At 56.5% G+C, this 16704-nt stretch carries 16 protein-coding genes and 2 tRNA genes; 6 read left to right on the top strand and 12 right to left on the bottom strand.

The features are described 5' to 3' along the window. Positions 1 to 10: 10 nt before the first annotated feature. The gene (locus tag CA948_RS10200) at positions 11 to 1678 is read right to left on the bottom strand and encodes an ABC transporter permease (protein WP_094195913.1); all 1668 of its coding nucleotides are present in this window, start codon (positions 1676 to 1678) and stop codon (positions 11 to 13) included. Between the two features lie 5 nt (positions 1679 to 1683). Continuing rightward, complete coding sequence (locus tag CA948_RS10195; RefSeq protein ID WP_108727940.1) at positions 1684 to 2733, bottom strand: ABC transporter ATP-binding protein; 1050 nt, start codon at positions 2731 to 2733, stop codon at positions 1684 to 1686. Between the two features lie 655 nt (positions 2734 to 3388). Between CA948_RS10195 and CA948_RS10190 the strand changes: the two genes are divergently transcribed. Genes CA948_RS10190 through CA948_RS10180 form a run of 3 tightly spaced genes read left to right on the top strand, consistent with a single transcriptional unit; the run spans position 3389 to position 6265 of the window. After that, entirely contained in the window at positions 3389 to 4507 is a 1119-nt protein-coding gene (locus CA948_RS10190; RefSeq protein WP_108727939.1) for an NAD(P) transhydrogenase subunit alpha, read from the top strand. Positions 4508 to 4511: 4 nt separating this feature from the next. Beyond that, positions 4512 to 4832, top strand: coding sequence for an NAD(P) transhydrogenase subunit alpha part 2 (locus CA948_RS10185; protein WP_009457776.1), 321 nt, complete (start codon positions 4512 to 4514; stop codon positions 4830 to 4832). After that, a complete protein-coding gene (locus CA948_RS10180) occupies positions 4829 to 6265 on the top strand; it encodes an NAD(P)(+) transhydrogenase (Re/Si-specific) subunit beta (protein ID WP_094195916.1) in 1437 nt (478 codons plus the stop codon). Before CA948_RS10185 ends, CA948_RS10180 begins: the two co-directional genes overlap by 4 nt. An 83-nt stretch (positions 6266 to 6348) precedes the next feature. Here the strand turns inward: CA948_RS10180 and CA948_RS10175 are convergent, their stop codons facing one another. From CA948_RS10175 to CA948_RS10160, 3 genes are all read right to left on the bottom strand, one after another. Beyond that, positions 6349 to 6684, bottom strand: coding sequence for a hypothetical protein (locus CA948_RS10175; protein ID WP_108727938.1), 336 nt, complete (start codon positions 6682 to 6684; stop codon positions 6349 to 6351). A gap of 343 nt (positions 6685 to 7027) precedes the next feature. Next, positions 7028 to 7104, bottom strand: a tRNA-Arg gene (locus tag CA948_RS10170). Between the two features lie 580 nt (positions 7105 to 7684). Beyond that, positions 7685 to 7761: transfer RNA gene (locus CA948_RS10160), tRNA-Arg, on the bottom strand. 275 nt (positions 7762 to 8036) lie between these two features. On the opposite strand from CA948_RS10160, the gene CA948_RS10155 reads away from it, so the two are divergent. After that, the gene (locus CA948_RS10155; protein ID WP_094195918.1) at positions 8037 to 9206 is read left to right on the top strand and encodes an alpha-hydroxy acid oxidase; all 1170 of its coding nucleotides are present in this window, start codon (positions 8037 to 8039) and stop codon (positions 9204 to 9206) included. On the opposite strand, the gene CA948_RS10150 is transcribed toward CA948_RS10155, so the two are convergent. The 7 genes from CA948_RS10150 to CA948_RS10120 all read right to left on the bottom strand — a co-directional run bounded on the left by CA948_RS10150 (position 9200) and on the right by CA948_RS10120 (position 13880). Beyond that, positions 9200 to 10213 (bottom strand): glutathione S-transferase family protein, encoded by a 1014-nt coding sequence (locus tag CA948_RS10150; protein WP_108727937.1) that lies wholly within the window; start codon positions 10211 to 10213, stop codon positions 9200 to 9202. The genes CA948_RS10155 and CA948_RS10150 overlap by 7 nt on opposite strands. Before the next feature lie 14 nt (positions 10214 to 10227). Further along, complete coding sequence (gene wrbA / locus CA948_RS10145; RefSeq protein WP_094195920.1) at positions 10228 to 10827, bottom strand: NAD(P)H:quinone oxidoreductase; 600 nt, start codon at positions 10825 to 10827, stop codon at positions 10228 to 10230. 179 nt (positions 10828 to 11006) lie between these two features. Then, positions 11007 to 11414 (bottom strand): PaaI family thioesterase, encoded by a 408-nt coding sequence (locus tag CA948_RS10140; protein ID WP_108727936.1) that lies wholly within the window; start codon positions 11412 to 11414, stop codon positions 11007 to 11009. 6 nt (positions 11415 to 11420) lie between these two features. Then, positions 11421 to 11735, bottom strand: a complete 315-nt coding sequence (locus CA948_RS10135; protein ID WP_094195922.1) for an I78 family peptidase inhibitor — start codon at positions 11733 to 11735, stop codon at positions 11421 to 11423. A gap of 58 nt (positions 11736 to 11793) precedes the next feature. After that, complete coding sequence (locus CA948_RS10130) at positions 11794 to 12411, bottom strand: DNA-3-methyladenine glycosylase (RefSeq protein ID WP_108727935.1); 618 nt, start codon at positions 12409 to 12411, stop codon at positions 11794 to 11796. Beyond that, entirely contained in the window at positions 12404 to 13441 is a 1038-nt protein-coding gene (locus CA948_RS10125; RefSeq protein ID WP_108727934.1) for an adenosine deaminase, read from the bottom strand. Before CA948_RS10125 ends, CA948_RS10130 begins: the two co-directional genes overlap by 8 nt. Positions 13442 to 13499: 58 nt before the next feature. After that, on the bottom strand, positions 13500 to 13880 hold the full coding sequence (locus CA948_RS10120) for a DUF423 domain-containing protein (RefSeq protein ID WP_108727933.1): 381 nt from the start codon (positions 13878 to 13880) through the stop codon (positions 13500 to 13502). Between the two features lie 92 nt (positions 13881 to 13972). On the opposite strand from CA948_RS10120, the gene CA948_RS10115 reads away from it, so the two are divergent. Then, positions 13973 to 14977 carry a magnesium and cobalt transport protein CorA gene (locus CA948_RS10115; protein ID WP_108727932.1) on the top strand — a complete coding sequence of 335 codons (1005 nt, stop codon included), beginning with the start codon at positions 13973 to 13975 and terminating at the stop codon, positions 14975 to 14977. Positions 14978 to 15018: 41 nt separating this feature from the next. Continuing rightward, complete coding sequence (locus CA948_RS10110) at positions 15019 to 16620, top strand: acyl-CoA dehydrogenase family protein (RefSeq protein ID WP_108727931.1); 1602 nt, start codon at positions 15019 to 15021, stop codon at positions 16618 to 16620. Positions 16621 to 16704: the final 84 nt, after the last annotated feature.

Here is a 16704-nt window from a genome sequence, read left to right as displayed (position 1 = left end):
CCTTTTTAGATTAGCGGCTGGAAAACAAATCCAGCTTGAGAAAACGGATAGCCAGATAAATCGGCACCAGAATCACGACCATCAGGATCACCCCGTAAGCCGAAGCACGGGCCAGAAAGCCGGCGTCGATCTGACGGAACATCTGGATGGGCATGGTTTCCATACCACCGTAATACAGCACGATAGTGGCGGAAATTTCAGCCAGTGAAGTGACCCACATCAGGATGGCCGCGCCCAGAATGGCGGGCTTCATCAAGGGCAGAACCACTTTGAAGAAACTCTGGAAGGGGCTGACACCCAGATTGATGGAAGCCTCTTCGATAGAGTCGGGAATGTTGTAGAGCGAGGCCGAGGCCGAGCGAATGGAAAAAGGCACTTTACGCACAAAGTACGCACCGGCCATGATCACCCAAGTGCCGGTCAGCACCAGCATGCCGCTGTTGTAGGTCTGGATCAGGGCAATACCCAGCACGGTGCCGGAAATGGCCAAAGGCAGCATCACCATATAGTCCAGTGCAGTCACCACGAACAAACGTTTTTTCACGATCAGGTAACTGCAGATCGTGGCAAAGCAGGTGCCTGCAACGGTGGCAACACTGGCCAGCATCAGCGAGTTCAAGATGGGCTCGGGGGCGTAGCGCAGGGCACGCTCCATATTGTCCAGGGTGAAGGTGCCGTACTGCATGACCGGGCCGCTGGCTTTGGTGAAAGCACCCATCAGCACGATAAAGGCCGGGATCAGCGAGAAGGTGACAAACATCACCGCACCGATGGTCAGCAAGATACCGGCCAGACCTTGAGCGCGAACCGGACGCGGGGCACGGCCTTGCTGCATCTGGAAGGTCTTGCGCTCCAGTACCCGTTTCTGAATGAATAACACCGCACCGACCAGAATCACGGACACCACGGCCAGCACGCCTTGCATGGTGGGGTTGCCGCTCATCTCGGACAGGAAGGTGGTGTAGGTCAGCGAGGACAGAACATCAACCTGACCACCCAGAATCATGGGGATGGAGAAGTTGTCTACGGCCAGCGTGAACACAATCATGGCATTGACCAGCAAGGCAGGCATCAGCACCGGGAAGGTCACGCTCAGCGCTCGCTTGAAGTTGGTGGCACCCAGGTTCACGGCCGCTTCTTCCAGCGTGCCATCAATGGCTTTGAGCGCAGCCAGCATGCCGATATACACGTAGGTGTAATCGTTCAGGATCAGCACGTAGGACATGCCGAACCAGCCATAGAAGCTGGGCAGATCAATACCGATGCTTTCCAGGGCCAGACGCACCACGCCGTTATTGCCCAGCAGCATCAGCCAGGCCTGCGAGACGATAATGTCGGGTAGCACGATGGTGGTTAAAGGCAGGATCGCCACAATGGCTTTGCCGGGGAAGTCGTAGCGGGCTACCACATAGGCCAGCGGGGCGCCCAGCAGTAAGGTCCCAACGGTGGAGATCAGCCCCAGTTTGATGGTGTTGAAGAAAGCTTCAACATAGCGCGGGTCGCTGAAGAAGGTTTCAAACCCATGCAGGCTGGGCATGCCCGTTGCCGGGTTGATAATGCTTTGATAGAACAGAGAGGCGAGGGGCCAGACGACCCAGAACACCAGCACCACCAGACAAATCAGGGCGGGCAGGAACCAGGGGGAACGAAGGGCCAGGGGTCTTGCAGCAATAGCCATGGGTCTTAGGCCTCGACCAGACGGCATTCAGGACTAAAGCTCAGATTCACCGAGCCACCTGCAGACAGATGTGGGTCCTGGGCGGCAGCAACGTCAGCAATAATGGGTTTGCCGTCGCTCAACTTCAGGCTGTAGGCCGTTTTAGTCCCTAGGTACTGGCGTGCCACGACTTGAGCGGGGATGCTGCCAGCCTGGGCTTCGGTATGCAGGGTGATGTTTTCGGGGCGTACTGCCAGCAGCACCTGGCCATCAGGGGCCGGGCTGTTTACCAGAATGTGTCCGCCGGCAATACTGACGGTGGTGTGATCGGCGTCCACATGTACACCCAGAGTGTCGATCAGGTTGGCCGCGCCAATAAAGTCGGCGGCATAGGCGGTACGCGGTGTGGCGTACATGGCTTCGGGGGTATCGAGCTGATCGATACGGCCCTGGCGCAACAAGGCAATGCGATCCGACATGGACAGGGCTTCTTCCTGGTCATGCGTCACGAAAATAGCCGTGATGTTGGATTCCTGCTGCAATTCGCGGATGACCTGGCGCATTTGAATACGCAGCTTGGCATCCAGATTGGACAAGGGTTCATCCATCAACAAGACACGGGGCTCGATCACCAGGGCGCGGGCTAGGGCCACACGCTGGCGCTGGCCGCCGGACAGCTCGGCCGGGTAGCGCTGGGCCATGCCGCCCAGCTCAACGCGGTCCAGGATATAGGCGACTTTTTTCTTGATGTCGCTGCTGCTGACCTTGCGCACCCGCAAGCCGTAAGCCACATTGTCAAATACGGTTTTATCGGGGAACAGCGCGTAGTCCTGGAACACCATGCCGGTCTCGCGTTTGTGCGCGGGCAGATAGGTAATATCTTCCTTGTCCAGAAACAGACGGCCTTCATCGGGGATGATGAAACCGGCAATCATACGCAGCAACGTGGTTTTCCCACAGCCGCTGGGCCCTAGTAACGTGAAGAACTCGCCATGCCGGATTTGCAGGCTCAATTCATTGATGATGGTGTTGCTGCCGTAGCGTTTCACTACGCGATCGATGTGGATTTCTGCCATGGGGATAGATCAGCCTGGGGCTCAAGAGTGCAGGTAAACCGACAAGCAGGGGAGCGCTTGCCTAGGCTTTAAAAAGAGGCAGCTCAGCGGCTATTGACGAGGTAAACCTAGCGGTAGCGGGATTCTGAGCGAACATTACAGATTAATGACAAGTTTTATAAGAAGTTGCTATCTTAGCAGCAGGCCAATACTTGTAGTTTTAATTATCAGGCGTCTAAGTCCAAGGCAAAGGCTGATTGGATCAGTGTTACCGGGCAGGCAAGCAAAAAAAATCCGTAGAACAAGCATCCTATTGCGATAATCAGGTGGTAGTAATGTGTCTTGCTTTTTCGTCTAAAGCGGTCTAGTGCGAGTTAGGGTTTCTTGTGTCAAATAAAGGCCCTTATAGTGAGTTCAAAAAGAATGGTGGTTTCCTGCAAAAGGCAGGGGCGGGAGAGGGATACAACGGGGTAGGTATTTATCCTGTTCAAGCAGGTCTGCAATAGGCCTGCTCATGCACATCCGAATTTATAGATGGTGTTCCGGTGTTGTGGACAGACACAGACCGGGCCGGAGAGGTTGTTGGGTCGTGTCCCCTTGGGGGACAGACTCACCCATCCGGGTACTGCACGTCGTCAGAGATCATAGAAGTTAGTTAATTAACTGGAGATTGAAGATGCGACTGGGTGTACTAAGCCCCCGGGGGACCGGGGAAAAGAGGGTAGCGGCCACGCCCGATACCATCAAGGCTTACCGCAAGGCGGGCCATGAGGTGATTATCGAGGCGGGTGCCGGACAGGGTATTGCCAGCTCGGATGCTGACTACGAGGCAGCAGGGGCAACGATAGGCGATCCCTATCAAGCCACCGTGCTGCTGGTAGTGGGCCCGGCTGATGTTGATTCGGCACGTTTACGTGCCGAGCATGTGGTCGTCGGTATGCTGGACCCTTACGAGAGCGAGGGTCTGGACAGGCTGGCCTCTTCGGGCTGCCAGGCATTTGCCCTGGAGCTGATCCCGCGCACTACGCGGGCGCAAAGCATGGACGTTCTGTCCTCACAAGCCAATATTGCCGGTTATGCCGCAGTGCTGAAAGCGGCCACCTTATATCCCCGATTCTTCCCCATGATGATGACCGCGGCGGGCACCGTCAAAGCGGCCCGAGTTGTGGTGCTGGGCGCGGGTGTGGCCGGTTTGCAGGCGATTGCGACAGCGCGTCGTCTGGGGGCGGTGGTGGAAGCCTCTGACGTGCGTCCTGCCGCGCGTGAGCAGATCGAGTCCTTGGGTGGCAAGTTTATTGACGTGCCCTACGAGACGGATGAAGAGCGTGAGGCGGCGCAAGGGGTAGGCGGTTATGCCCGTCCCATGCCCGCTTCCTGGTTGCAACGGCAGGCGGCGGTGGTGGCGGCACGTTGCGCCCAGGCCGACGTCATCATCACCACGGCATTGATTCCGGGGCGCCCTGCTCCGCGTCTGATTGCCGAGGATGTGGTGCAGTCCATGCGGGCGGGTTCGGTCATTGTTGATCTGGCCGCGGCCCGTGGCGGTAACTGCGCCTTGACCGAGGCGGATCAGATTGTGGAAAAACATGGCGTGACCCTGGTGGGCGAGACCAACTTCCCGGCCCGTGTGGCCGCGGATGCCTCTGCCTTGTACGCACGCAATATTCAACAGTTCCTGGGCTTGATGCTCAAGGATCAGTCTGACGAGCTGCATATCCCTGCGGACGACGACATTGTGAATGCCAGCCGCGTTGTACAGGGTGGCAAACGACTCTTTCCACAGCAGGGAGCTTGACGCCATGGATATTATTTCTCCCCTGGTCATTAACCTGATCATCTTTGTGTTGGCCATCTACGTGGGGTATCACGTGGTCTGGACAGTGACACCCGCTTTGCACACGCCCTTGATGGCGGTGACCAACGCGATCTCGGCCATCATTATTGTGGGCGGGATGTTGGCAGCGGCCCTGACCGAAAGCCCTTGGGCGCAGGCGATGGGCATTATTGCCACAGCGCTGGCCTCGGTCAACGTGTTTGGTGGTTTCCTGGTAACCCGCCGCATGTTGGAAATGTTCAAAAAGAAGGGCGCTAAAAATACGCCCAAGGAAGGGCAGTCATGATTTCCATGAATACCGTTACCTTGTGCTATTTGCTGGCCTCGGTGTGTTTTATTCAGGCCCTGAAAGGCTTGTCGCATCCGGCCAGCTCGCGTCGTGGCAACTTGTTCGGCATGGTGGGGATGGCCTTGGCCATTGCCACTACCGCTGTGCTTATTTATAGCCTGGCCCCTGAAGGTAAAGAGCTCTCTGGCTTGCTGCGGGTTCTGATTGGTTTGGTGATTGGTGGCGTGCTGGGCACCGTCATGGCGCGCCGTGTCGAGATGACCAAGATGCCGGAACTGGTGGCCTTCATGCACAGCATGATTGGTCTGGCTGCCGTGGCCATTGCGATTGCCGTGGTGCTGGAGCCGGTGGCCTTCGGGATTGGTTCGGCCGAGGTGGCTCTGCCTATGGGTAACCGTGTGGAGCTGGCTTTGGGCGCGCTGGTCGGTGCCATTACCTTCTCCGGTTCGGTGATCGCGTTTGGCAAGCTGTCGGGCAAGTACAAGTTTCGACTGTTCCAGGGCGCACCTGTCACCTTCAAAGGTCAGCACATGCTGAACCTGCTGCTGGGGCTGCTGGCCCTGGCTTGCGGTGTGATCTTTGTGATGACCCAGGCATGGTGGGCCTTTGGCGTGCTGCTGGCCTTGTCCTTCCTGCTGGGCGTGATGCTGATCATCCCGATTGGCGGGGCAGACATGCCCGTGGTGGTGTCCATGCTGAACAGCTACTCGGGCTGGGCGGCCGCAGGGATTGGTTTCTCCCTGAACAACTCCATGCTGATCATCGCCGGTTCGCTGGTGGGCTCCTCCGGTGCGATTCTGTCCTACATCATGTGCAAGGCCATGAACCGTGCCTTCTTCAACGTGATCCTGGGCGGTTTTGGTGCCAATCCGGAAGCGGCTGCGGGTGCTGCGGATCAGGGCAGTCGTTCGGTGAAATCCGGCAGTGCTGAAGATGCCGCGTTCATGATGAGCAATGCTGAGTCCGTGGTGATTGTGCCCGGTTACGGTTTGGCCGTGGCTCGTGCTCAACACGCTTTGAAAGAGCTGTCGGACAAGCTGACCAGCCAGGGTGTGAATGTGCGCTACGCCATTCATCCGGTGGCCGGTCGTATGCCTGGCCATATGAACGTCTTGCTGGCCGAGGCGGAAATGCCTTACGAGCAAGTCTTTGAAATGGACGACATCAATAGCGAGTTTGCTCAGACCGATGTGGTGCTGGTGCTGGGGGCCAACGATGTGGTCAACCCAGCGGCTAAAAACGATCCGGCTTCGCCGATTGCGGGTATGCCAATTTTGGAGGCCTACAAAGCTCGAACCGTGATCGTGAACAAGCGTTCCATGGCTGCTGGTTATGCCGGTCTGGATAACGAACTGTTCTATATGGACAAGACCATGATGGTGTTTGGCGATGCCAAAAAGACCATCGAAGACATGGTCAAAGCGCTGTAAACCCTTTCAGTTTTAGCGCAGGCAGTAAAAAAGCGCTCTGGTTCCTTGCGGGCCAGAGCGCTTTCTTGTTGGGTAGGGTGAGCTCAGAACTTGGGGCCGGAGCGCAACTGCTCGCACATTTGCTGGCGTTGTTCGGCTGTGGCTTTCTGTAGATCCTGACGACCCCGGTCCACACCTTGCTCAAAAGCTTTGTCAAAGTCCTCGTCATTGAGCCCCATGCTTTGAATGGAGGATTTCTGCTGTTTTTTCATCTCATCAAGCTGGGCCTGGCTGTAGTCACCGCACACTTCGGCGGCAGCATGCATGGCTCCGCCCATTTGGGCCAGTTGAATGGCAGGGCTGCTGTCCCGGGCGTAGCTATTGGTGCTGGCCAGAAGGAGGGCCGCTAAAGGCAAAAGAAGTTTTGTGCGCTCAAACATGGTCAATCCTGTCGAATAAGAAGAGGTCCGCGCAGATTGTGTGGGCTGGCAGGGGCGGGGAGGTCCTATCTGGCGGAAGTCGCTACTTTACACCGCTTGGCCCTGTACGATTCAGGCCCTTGGGGGGCAAGTAAGTGCAATAGATATTGTGCCCGGTTTTCGGTGACAGGGATTTGATCTGTTGGTGGGTGAGTAGTGGGGGGAGAAAAGAAAGCGGGAGGCAAAGAAAAAGCCCTGATGACAATGTCATCAGGGCTGATCTTTTCAGAGTCTCATCCATTGGGTTTTATCCCACGAGTTCTAACTCTGGTCGTTAATTTCAGTAAAGAAACCAACGTGAATATGGCGCGGCTGGCAAGATTCGAACTCACGACCCCTTGGTTCGTAGCCAAGTACTCTATCCAACTGAGCTACAGCCGCTAAAGAAGTGAAACTATAGCAGATTATTTATCTGGATGACAAGCCTAAAAAGCGTTTTTCTTGAAATAAAGGCAAAATTTTTCTGAAAAGACCAGAAAATAAGGTGTTGGCGGGGTTGTGACGCAAGGTGAGGCGAATTTAACCTGACACTGTGTAGTGTTTTTAAGCTGCGGATGCCTTTGACGAGGACTATCTCCTCGCTGGAGCGTTTGACGGCCTGAGTATTGCCGCCAATACCACCAAAGCGTGGTTTGCAGAATGCTGGTGGAAAGCGGGTGGATGGAGCTATGCCGTTCCCGTAACGGCATGGGTGCACGACGGGTTTGGGGATGCTGCGGGTATTGCGTTGTCAGAAAGACGATAAGGCTGTGAAGGAGCCGTTCCTGGCTATATAAAGCCAGGAACGGTAGTGCTCATTTTTTTGTTCAATCCTGCTCGTGTTGTTGTTGTTGTTGTTGTTGTTGTTGTTGTGGGTGCAGGCATGAGTGCCGTTCGGCCGTGTAGAGAAACTTTTTGCCGCCTGATATCCGAGTAGAAAGCAAAAAAGCCATTTCCGAAGAAATGGCTTTTTTACTGAATATGGCGCGGCTGGCAGGATTCGAACCCACGACCCCTTGGTTCGTAGCCAAGTACTCTATCCAACTGAGCTACAGCCGCTAAAGAAGTAAAACTATAGCACGACCATTTTGACTTGTCACCAAAATATCTGTTCTTTTTAGCAAAATAGTCTCTTTTTGGATTTCTCGGTATAGGGAAACGCTGGAAAGCCGCCAGGCGCAAGGCTTGTAGCCCTGCCCGGGACTGGTCACGTTCATGATTGGGCTCACGCAGAAAAATAGAGAAGGAAGAAACTTCGAACAGTCTGCTTCGGATGACTTGTCCCACAGGAAACAAAGCCGCATTATTACGCCATTGTTTTGGAGCCCAATGTCATGGATCTGTCGAAAATTACCTGCACTGAAGATTTCCGCCTGGCGGCTAAACGCCGCGTGCCCAAGATGTTTTATGACTACGCTGATTCCGGCTCCTGGACGCAGGGAACGTATCATGCGAACGAGCAGGATTTTCACAAACTGAAATTCAAACAGCGCGTGGCGGTAGATATTGACCATCGCAGCCTTAAGACCAAGCTCTTGGGTCAGGATGTGGCCATGCCCGTGGCAATTTCTCCCACTGGTCTGACGGGTATGCAGCATGCTGATGGCGAAATGCTGGCAGCCTTGGCCGCACGGGATTTTGGCATTCCTTTCACCCTGTCCACCATGAGCGTGTGCTCGCTGGAAGATGTGGCTCAGGCGACCCGCGCCCCGTTCTGGTTTCAGCTTTATGTGATGCGTGATCGCAGCTTTATTGAGAACCTGATCGCGCGTGCCAAAGCCGCCAATTGCTCGGCTTTGGTGTTGACCTTGGACTTGCAAGTGCTGGGCCAGCGTCACAAGGACATCAAAAATGGCCTGACCACACCCCCGCGTCTGACCATTCCTAATTTGCTGAATCTGGCGACCAAGCCTTATTGGTGCCGCAATATGTTGCGTACGCACCGTCGCAGCTTTGGCAATATCGTCGGTCACGCCAAGGGCGTGTCGGATCTGCGCTCCTTGTCGACCTGGACTGCCGAGCAGTTCGACCCGACCTTGAACTGGAAAGACATTGAGTGGATCAAGAATGCCTGGGGCGGAAAGCTGATTGTGAAAGGCATTATGGATGCGGACGATGCCCGTTACGCCGTCGATAGCGGCGCCGATGCCTTGATCGTGTCCAATCACGGTGGCCGTCAGTTGGATGGCGCACCGTCATCAATTTCCTGCCTGCCTGCGATCAGCAAGGCGGTGGGCGACAAGATTGAGGTGCTGGTCGATGGGGGAATCCGCAGTGGTCAGGATGTGTTGCGCGCCCGAGCCCTGGGTGCCCAAGGCGCCATGATTGGCCGTGCTTTCCTGTATGCCTTGGGTGCAGCAGGTCAGGCGGGGGTGGCTCGCCTACTGAAACTGATGGCCAATGAGCTGGATGTATCCATGGCTTTTTGCGGTCGTACCGATATCAATCAGGTAGACCGCTCCATCTTGCTCAATCCCGATATTTTTGATCGTCCCGGTTACTGAAGACCGATATGCAAGGGCCCTGGCTGGACCGGCAAATGACCGCGTCCGTGGGGCCCGTTCAGGTCCAGCACCGGGCCAGCCGGCACGATACCGCTCGGGTTCAGTTGATGATGGCTGCGGTAGTAGTGGATCTTGATGTGATCCAGGTTGAACGTGCTGGCCACGCCGGGCATTTGGTACAGCTCCAGCATGTAATTCCATAGATTCGGATAATCAATCAGACGGCGCAGATTACATTTGAAGTGGCCGACATAAACGGGATCAAAGCGAATCAAGGTGGTAAACAGTCGCCAGTCAGCCTCGGTCAGTTGCGTACCGACCAGATAGCGTTGCTGGCTCAGGCGGGCTTCCAGTCCATCCAGGCTGTCAAACAGGGCGTGAACCGCGGTGTCGTAGGCCGCTTGTGAGCGGGCAAAACCTGCTTTGTAGACTCCGTTATTGACGGTGTCATATACATGGGCATTGATCTGGTCGATTTCACCCAGCAGCTCGGCAGGTGCCATATCCAGACTGCGCGCCCCCAAGGTATCGAATGCGCTATTGAAAATACGCATGATCTCGGCCGACTCATTATTGATGATCGTGCCGCGCTGCTTGTCCCACAGCACGGGGACGGTAACGCGCCCGGTAAATTGTGGGTCTGCCTTGGCATAGAGCTGATGCAGGAATTGAGCATCCATGACTGGGTCCGGAACCACGCCATCGGCCGGTTCAAAGGTCCAGCCTTGATTGTCCATGATCGGGTTTACCACCGAGACCGAAATCAGCTTTTGCAGCCCCTTTAGTTCGCGCATGATCAAGGTGCGATGTGCCCAGGGGCAGGCCAGCGAAACATACAGGTGATAGCGGTTGGCCTGGGCAGGCTGCGCTGCCTGGCCTTCCGGGCCGGGGCCGCCATCGGCCGTAATCCAGTCCCGGAAGGCAGATTGGGCACGTTGAAAGGTATCGGACTGAGTGCTGCTGACAGGCTCGTTGCTGTGCCATTGTCCATCTATCATCATGCCCATCTGTGTACTCCGTTTTAGCCTTTCAGCTTGATTGCAATTTCAGCGATATGGCGGCCCTGGTAGCGCGCGCCGTCCAGTTCGTTCTGGCTGGGCTGACGCGAACCATCGCCACCGGCAATGGTGGAGGCACCGTAAGGGCTGCCGCCAGTGACTTCATTGATCAGGGTCTGGCCTGCAAAGCTGTAGGGCAGGCCCACCACGATCATGCCAAAGTGCATCAGGTTATGAATAATGGACAGCAGCGTCAGCTCCTGCCCACCGTGTTGGGTGGCGGTAGAGGTAAAGGCACCGCCTACCTTGCCATTGAGTGCGCCACGCGCCCACAGACCACCGGCCTGATCCAGAAAACTGGCCATTTGCGAGCTGATGCGTCCGAAACGGGTGCCGGTGCCCACAATAATGGCGTCGTAGTTTTCCAGGTCGGCAATGGTGGCGACCGGAGCGTCTTGATCCAGCTTGAAATTCGCTTTTTGGGCCACCGCTTCCGGGACCAGTTCGGGGACACGCTTGATGTCCACCGTCGCGCCAGCGCTTTGTGCACCTTCGGCTACCGCTTGAGCCATTTTTTCTACGTGGCCATAGGCGGAGTAATAGAGAACCAGGACTTTTGCCATTTGAACTTCTCCAGTAAAGCGATCAACAAGGAATCGGGCGGGGTAACGGCCCCAAGGCTAGGCTGGGACACATGTGCTATGACGATGATAGTCGGGCAAAGCCTGCTCTGACAAACCGTTGGGCGCACTGTTTTGTGTCAGAGTCTGTCTTGCTAAGCAAGCGGCAGTTCCGGGCAAAGTCAGCCTGGTAACAGGGCGTAGGTGGTGGTGGCGTGAGCCACCAGCTTGCCTTGATCGTCCAGCAGCTTGATATCACCAAAGACCATGCTTTTGCCACGTTTCAGTACTTGGGCGTGAACCAGCACATCCCCTTGGCTGACCGGGCGTACAAAACTGGTGTTCAGCGAAACCGTGGTCATGGGGCGAAACTCGCCCAGGCTTTGGCTGACGGCCAGCACCATGGCGGTATCGGCCGCAGCCATATAGACCTGACCGCAAACCACGCCGGCCACGTGTGTCAGTTGATCCGAGAAAGGCAGGCGCAATACAACGCCGTCTTCGCTCAGGTTTTCTACGCGCAGCTTCAGGGCTTGCACCCAGGGGGCGAACAGCGTGTCCAGCAAATGTTGGCTTTGGTCGTGAGTCATTGGGGATCAGCCGCAGTAAACAGAAATAATGTTGTTTTGTTCGTCTACGCGGATGTTCAGGCGGCTTGGGTCGTAGTCGGTGGTGTACATGCGGTCTGGGGCCAGTACGCGAGCTTTCGCAGCACCGGCTTGTTTAACAAGGCGCTCGACCTGGCTTTGGCTGGCGGTCTGGCCAGCAGGGCTCAAGGCGTCCGCATTGCACAGGCCAACAGGGGCGTCGCTGAACGAAGAGGTCGAGCTTGTTTGTGCGCTATTACCCGTGGCCGTGCAAGCTGCCAGCAAAACGGCGGGAAGGACGCTAAGTAGTACGGAAAGTCGCATGGGAAATCCTTAAAAGCAGCTGATACGCATTCAGCGTGAAGAATTAATAATACCTGTTCTACGCTGGGCGTTTAAGGCCTTTGACACTGCGTTTTGTGGTGGTTTTGCCCGGCTTGACCGATACCTGCGGATGCCGGGCAATCGAGTAGCGCAGGGGGGCCTTGGCCCAGGTTCCTGCATAGTCCACGCCAATACGTGGGCCGATCAGGATTTGCTCTGGCGGCAGAGCAGGAGCGTCCAGTAGATGCAAGGTAGGGGCGCACGCATCGGCACCGTTATAGGCCTTGTCGATGCCCAGTCCTTTGCACAGACGCCCCGGGCCAGACAGGGAAGGGCCATCCTGGGGCCAGGTCCATTGCGCTGCCCGCAGCAGGACGGCTGTGCCGTCGCCCGGCATGCCACTGACGATATTCATGCAGTGGTGCAGGCCATAAATCAAATACACGTACGCATAGCCAGCCGGGCCAAACATCAGCCGTGTGCGCTCGGTAATGCCGCGCCGGCTGTGGGCAGCCTGATCTTGAGGGCCCAAATAAGCCTCGGTTTCCACAATGGTGGCACAGCGCCTGCCGCGTTCGTCATTCAAAACCAGGGTTTTGCCCAGCAATTCTAGGGCGACGTAACGTGGATCGCGGGCAAAGAAGGCTCTTGGCAGATGCAGCGCGGACTTAGTCATTGCCGGGAATCTGCTCCAGCTTGTTTAACCAGGTCTGTTTTTGCTCCTTGGGTAAAAAGGAGGAGCGCAGGCTATTGGCTGCCAGGGTACGCAAATCAGCCTGCTGCAGATTCAGGGCCTGGGCGCTTTGCATATAGTTGTCCAGTAGGTAGCCGCCAAAATAGGCCGGGTCGTCCGAGTTCACGCAGACATTCAGGCCGCGATCCAGCAAGTGCTTCAAGTTGTGCTGGTGCAGGCTGTCAAAAACCTTGAGCTTGATGTTGGACAGGGGACAGACTGTCAAGGAAATGGCGTGGTCGGCCAAGTATTGCATCAGGGCCGGGTCGTCCTGGCTGCGGACGCCATGATCGATGCGTTCCACGTTCAGCAGTTGCAGGGCATCGCGGACATAGCTGGCCGGGCCTTCTTCACCGGCATGGGCGACCAGCCGGAAACCCAGATCTCGGCAACGGGCATAGACCTTCTCGAATTTGGCGGGCGGGTTGCCTTTTTCCGAGGAGTCCAGGCCAATCGCAATCCATAGGTCGGAATACTGATTACGTAAGGGCAGGGCGGCGTCCAACGTGGCAAAAGCATCGGCTTGGCTCAGGTGACGCAGGAAACTCAAGATCAGATAGCTACTGATACCCAGCTCGGACTTGGCCTGGCGGGCGGCGCGGGCAATTCCGGCAAACACGGTTTCCATGGCAATGCCGCGTGCGGTGTGTGTTTGCGGGTCAAACATGATTTCCGTATGGACAATGCCATCGGCCTGGGCGCGTAGAAAGTAGGCCCAAGTCATGTCAAAGAAATCCTGCTCGGTGATCAGGACGCCGGCCCCTGCGTAATACAGGTCCAGAAAGGACTGTAGATCGGTGAACTGATAGGCGGCTTGCAGGCTGGCCTGATCGGGATAGGGCAGCGTAATGTGATTGCGCTGGGCCAGCTTGAAAATCAAGTCCGGTTCCAGCGTGCCTTCAATATGAAGGTGCAGTTCAGCCTTGGGCAGTTGGCGGGTAAATTCGCGTAAAGAAAAAGCGGAATCAGACACGGGGCGCTCCTGTTAAGCACACTATGCGCCCCATTATACGAAGGCGTAGGCTCTGGGGTCAGGTGTCCTTGCCACGCCAGGCGGCTATTGCCAGAAAGAGCCAGGCCAGGATCATGGCCACCCCGCCAAGAGGGGTAATGGCCCCCAGCCATTTCACGCCGCTGAGCACCAGAATGTACAAGCTGCCGCTAAAAATCAGCACGCCAGCCAGCATCAGAATGGCGCTGCGGGATTGCCAGGCTGTATTTAGCTGCGAGCCTAACGCGGCAATCAGCAGCAGGCCCAGGCCATGTAGTAATTGATACAGCACGGCGGTATGCCAGGTCGCCAGGGCCGATGCGTCAACCATGGCACGCAAGGCGTGTGCACCAAACGCGCCCAGGCCGACGCCCAGAGCCAGAATCAGTGTGCCCAGGCACAGGATGGATCGTGATTTCATGTCTTTCCTTGCAAGTCGCTGCCGTCGCAGCGCGCAGGCAGGCCAGTGCTATTATCGAACAAAAAAACGGGCTTTGTCTGTAAGGAGACAGCATGCAAGAAATAGCTCCGGTCCCACCAGAGGAACAAGATGTTGTGGTGGCCGCGTATCGCTATCAGTCTGGCCAGCCAGCTCAGGTTTTGGATATTCATCACCTTGCTGCGCATGACCCCTTGCAGGATGGTTTTATCTGGATTGGCTTGAAAGACCCCAGTGAGGCCACCTTGCGCGAGGTGGGGGCGCAACTGGGTCTGCCAGACAATGCTGTTGAAGAATTGATTGCTCCTCATCGCCGTCCCAAGCTGCTGGAGTTCAGTAATTGCCTGATTGTGGTTGCGGTGACGCTGGGCCTGAAGGATTTGCGCCCGCTGTTGGGTACGACACAGATTTTGATTGCCCACGGTTTGTTGCTGACGGTGCGCCGTGGTTCCAACAGCAATTACCTGCCCTTGCGCGCCCGCCTGGAAAGTACGCCCGCTTTGCTGGCGCGGGGCAGCGACTTTGTGGCCTCGGAGCTGCTGGACTTGATTGTGGACCAGTATCAGACTTCGTTGGAGCAAACCGAAAAAGCCGTAGAAGCCATTGAGCAGCAATTCCTGATTCGAGGTTTCAAGGAAAACGATGTACGGCGTATTTATCGCTTACGGCGCGACTTGCTGCGTGTCCATACGGCAGTGTCGCCGCTGGCCGAATTGACGCGTCGCTTGTCGCGTATCGAACTTGAATATGTTGATGCGGAAAGCAGGGCCTATTTTGCTGAGGTTTCAGACCGTATTGCGCGCACGGCTGAGTTTATTAATAGTCAGCGACAAGCCCTGGCTTTTGCCTTTGAAGGCGGGTTGATGATCGGGCAGATGCAGCAAACCGATACCACCCGCAAGCTGGCCGCTTGGGCCGCTATCCTGGCCGTGCCAACTGCCGTGGCGGGGATTTATGGCATGAACTTCAAGTACATGCCGGAACTGGAGTGGACGCTGGGTTACCCCCTGGCCTTGGGCTTGATGGGCAGCGTGTGCGGATTTTTGTACTGGAAATTCAAAAAGGCCAAATGGCTCTAGCCTGAAGCAAAGAGCGACAAGGCCGAAATCAAGGAGGCGAGATGGCTCTGGAACAGCAGTTACAGAATCAGGTGCCGGATTTGATGGATGATGATCTGTTTGGCGAGGATCCGGCCCTACAACATTGGCAATCTCAATTGGCCTGCCAAGAGGCCCGGCAAAGTCTGGCCGACTACGGTCAGAAACTGGGCTCTGCCTATTGGCGTGAGCAAGGAGCCTTGGCCAATCGGCAGCCGCCGCAATGGCGAGGTTGGTCTGCTCAAGGGCAGCGAATTGATCAAGTGGATTTTCATCCCGCCTGGCATCATTTGCTGAGCCTGGGCATGGAGCAGGGTTTGCATATCTGGCCTCATCAGCCCCAGCCCGGCCAGCACCTGCTACGGGCCATGGGTTTTTACCTGCATGGTCAGATCGAGGCGGGCACTCTGTGTCCCTTGACCATGACGCGCGCCGCTGCGCCTTTATTGCAGTCTGACCCGTTTCAGGAGTGGGCGGCCAAGCTGGATATCAATCAGTACGATTCGTCCAGCCAACAGATGGTAGAAAAGAGCAGTGTGCTGCTGGGCATGGGCATGACAGAAAGGCAGGGCGGCTCTGATCTGCGTGGTTGCACCACCGAAGCGCACCCCGATGGGCAGGCTTTTCGTGTTTATGGCCATAAATGGTTTTTATCTGTGCCACAAGCGGACGGACATCTGGTGCTGGCCCGTGAGCACGAGCAGTTCTCCTGCTTCCTGATACCGCGCTATACCGAAGACGGTTTGAATCGCCGCTATATACGCAGGCTGAAAGATAAGTTGGGTAATCGTTCCAATGCCAGTGCCGAGATTGATTTTGATGGCGCTCTGGCCTGGCGTGTGGGCCAGGCCGGTCGTGGTATTGCTTTGTTGGCCGCAATGGCAGCTCGTACCCGTATTGATTGCGTGCTGGGCAGTGCGGCCCTGATGCGCCAGGCGTTGGTGCAATCTTTGCACTACTGCCAGCATCGACGCTGCTTTGGTAAACAATTGATCGATCAGCCCATGATGCAGGCGGTACTGCTGGATATGAGTCTGGAAAGCGAAGCCGCCACCCATCTGGCCCTGTTTCTGGTGGACCTGCAAGAGCGGGCCAACGATCCTGTCGCGCAGTCCGTGTTGCGTGTCCTGGCTCCAGCCGCCAAGTTCTGGGTATGCCGTCGGGCCATCGCCCTGTGTGCCGAAGCCATGGAAACCTGGGGCGGCAACGGTTATATCGAGGATGGCCCCATGCCGCGCTTGTTGCGCGAGGCTCCCGTCAATTCCATTTGGGAAGGCTCAGGCAATGTGATGTGCCTGGATGTGCAGCGCGCCTTGAGTCAGGAAGGCGTATGGGAGGCCTTGCAGGCGGACTTGCGTGCCCGCACGGGGGATGATGCGGAACTGGGGCAGGCGGCGCAGGAGGTGTTGAGCGCAGTCTCCCAGGCTGGCGGCCGTGTCTGGACGCAAAAACTGCTTACCCTGTATCAATCCTGCTTGATGCGCCAAGTAGCACCCGATGCCGTCGCAGACTTGTTCACGACTCATCGTTTACAACAAGGGCCCGCTGCCGTATTCGGGGTGGAGGGCGTGGAGCAGGCTTGCTGGTATTTGCACCGCAGCTGGCCCCGCCTGCAAGCGTCTTGACGCGGGCCTGCCTACTAGGGACATTGCTCTGGACAGGCGGTGCGCAGTATCTATAATTTGTTAGCCTAGTTTCTGCTACTCGCC

The organism is Alcaligenes aquatilis, from assembly GCF_003076515.1.
In the GTDB taxonomy this organism is placed as follows: domain Bacteria; phylum Pseudomonadota; class Gammaproteobacteria; order Burkholderiales; family Burkholderiaceae_B; genus Alcaligenes; species Alcaligenes aquatilis.
The sequence above is the reverse complement of the archived record's forward strand: the minus strand, read 5'-3'. Positions and strand labels throughout refer to the sequence as shown.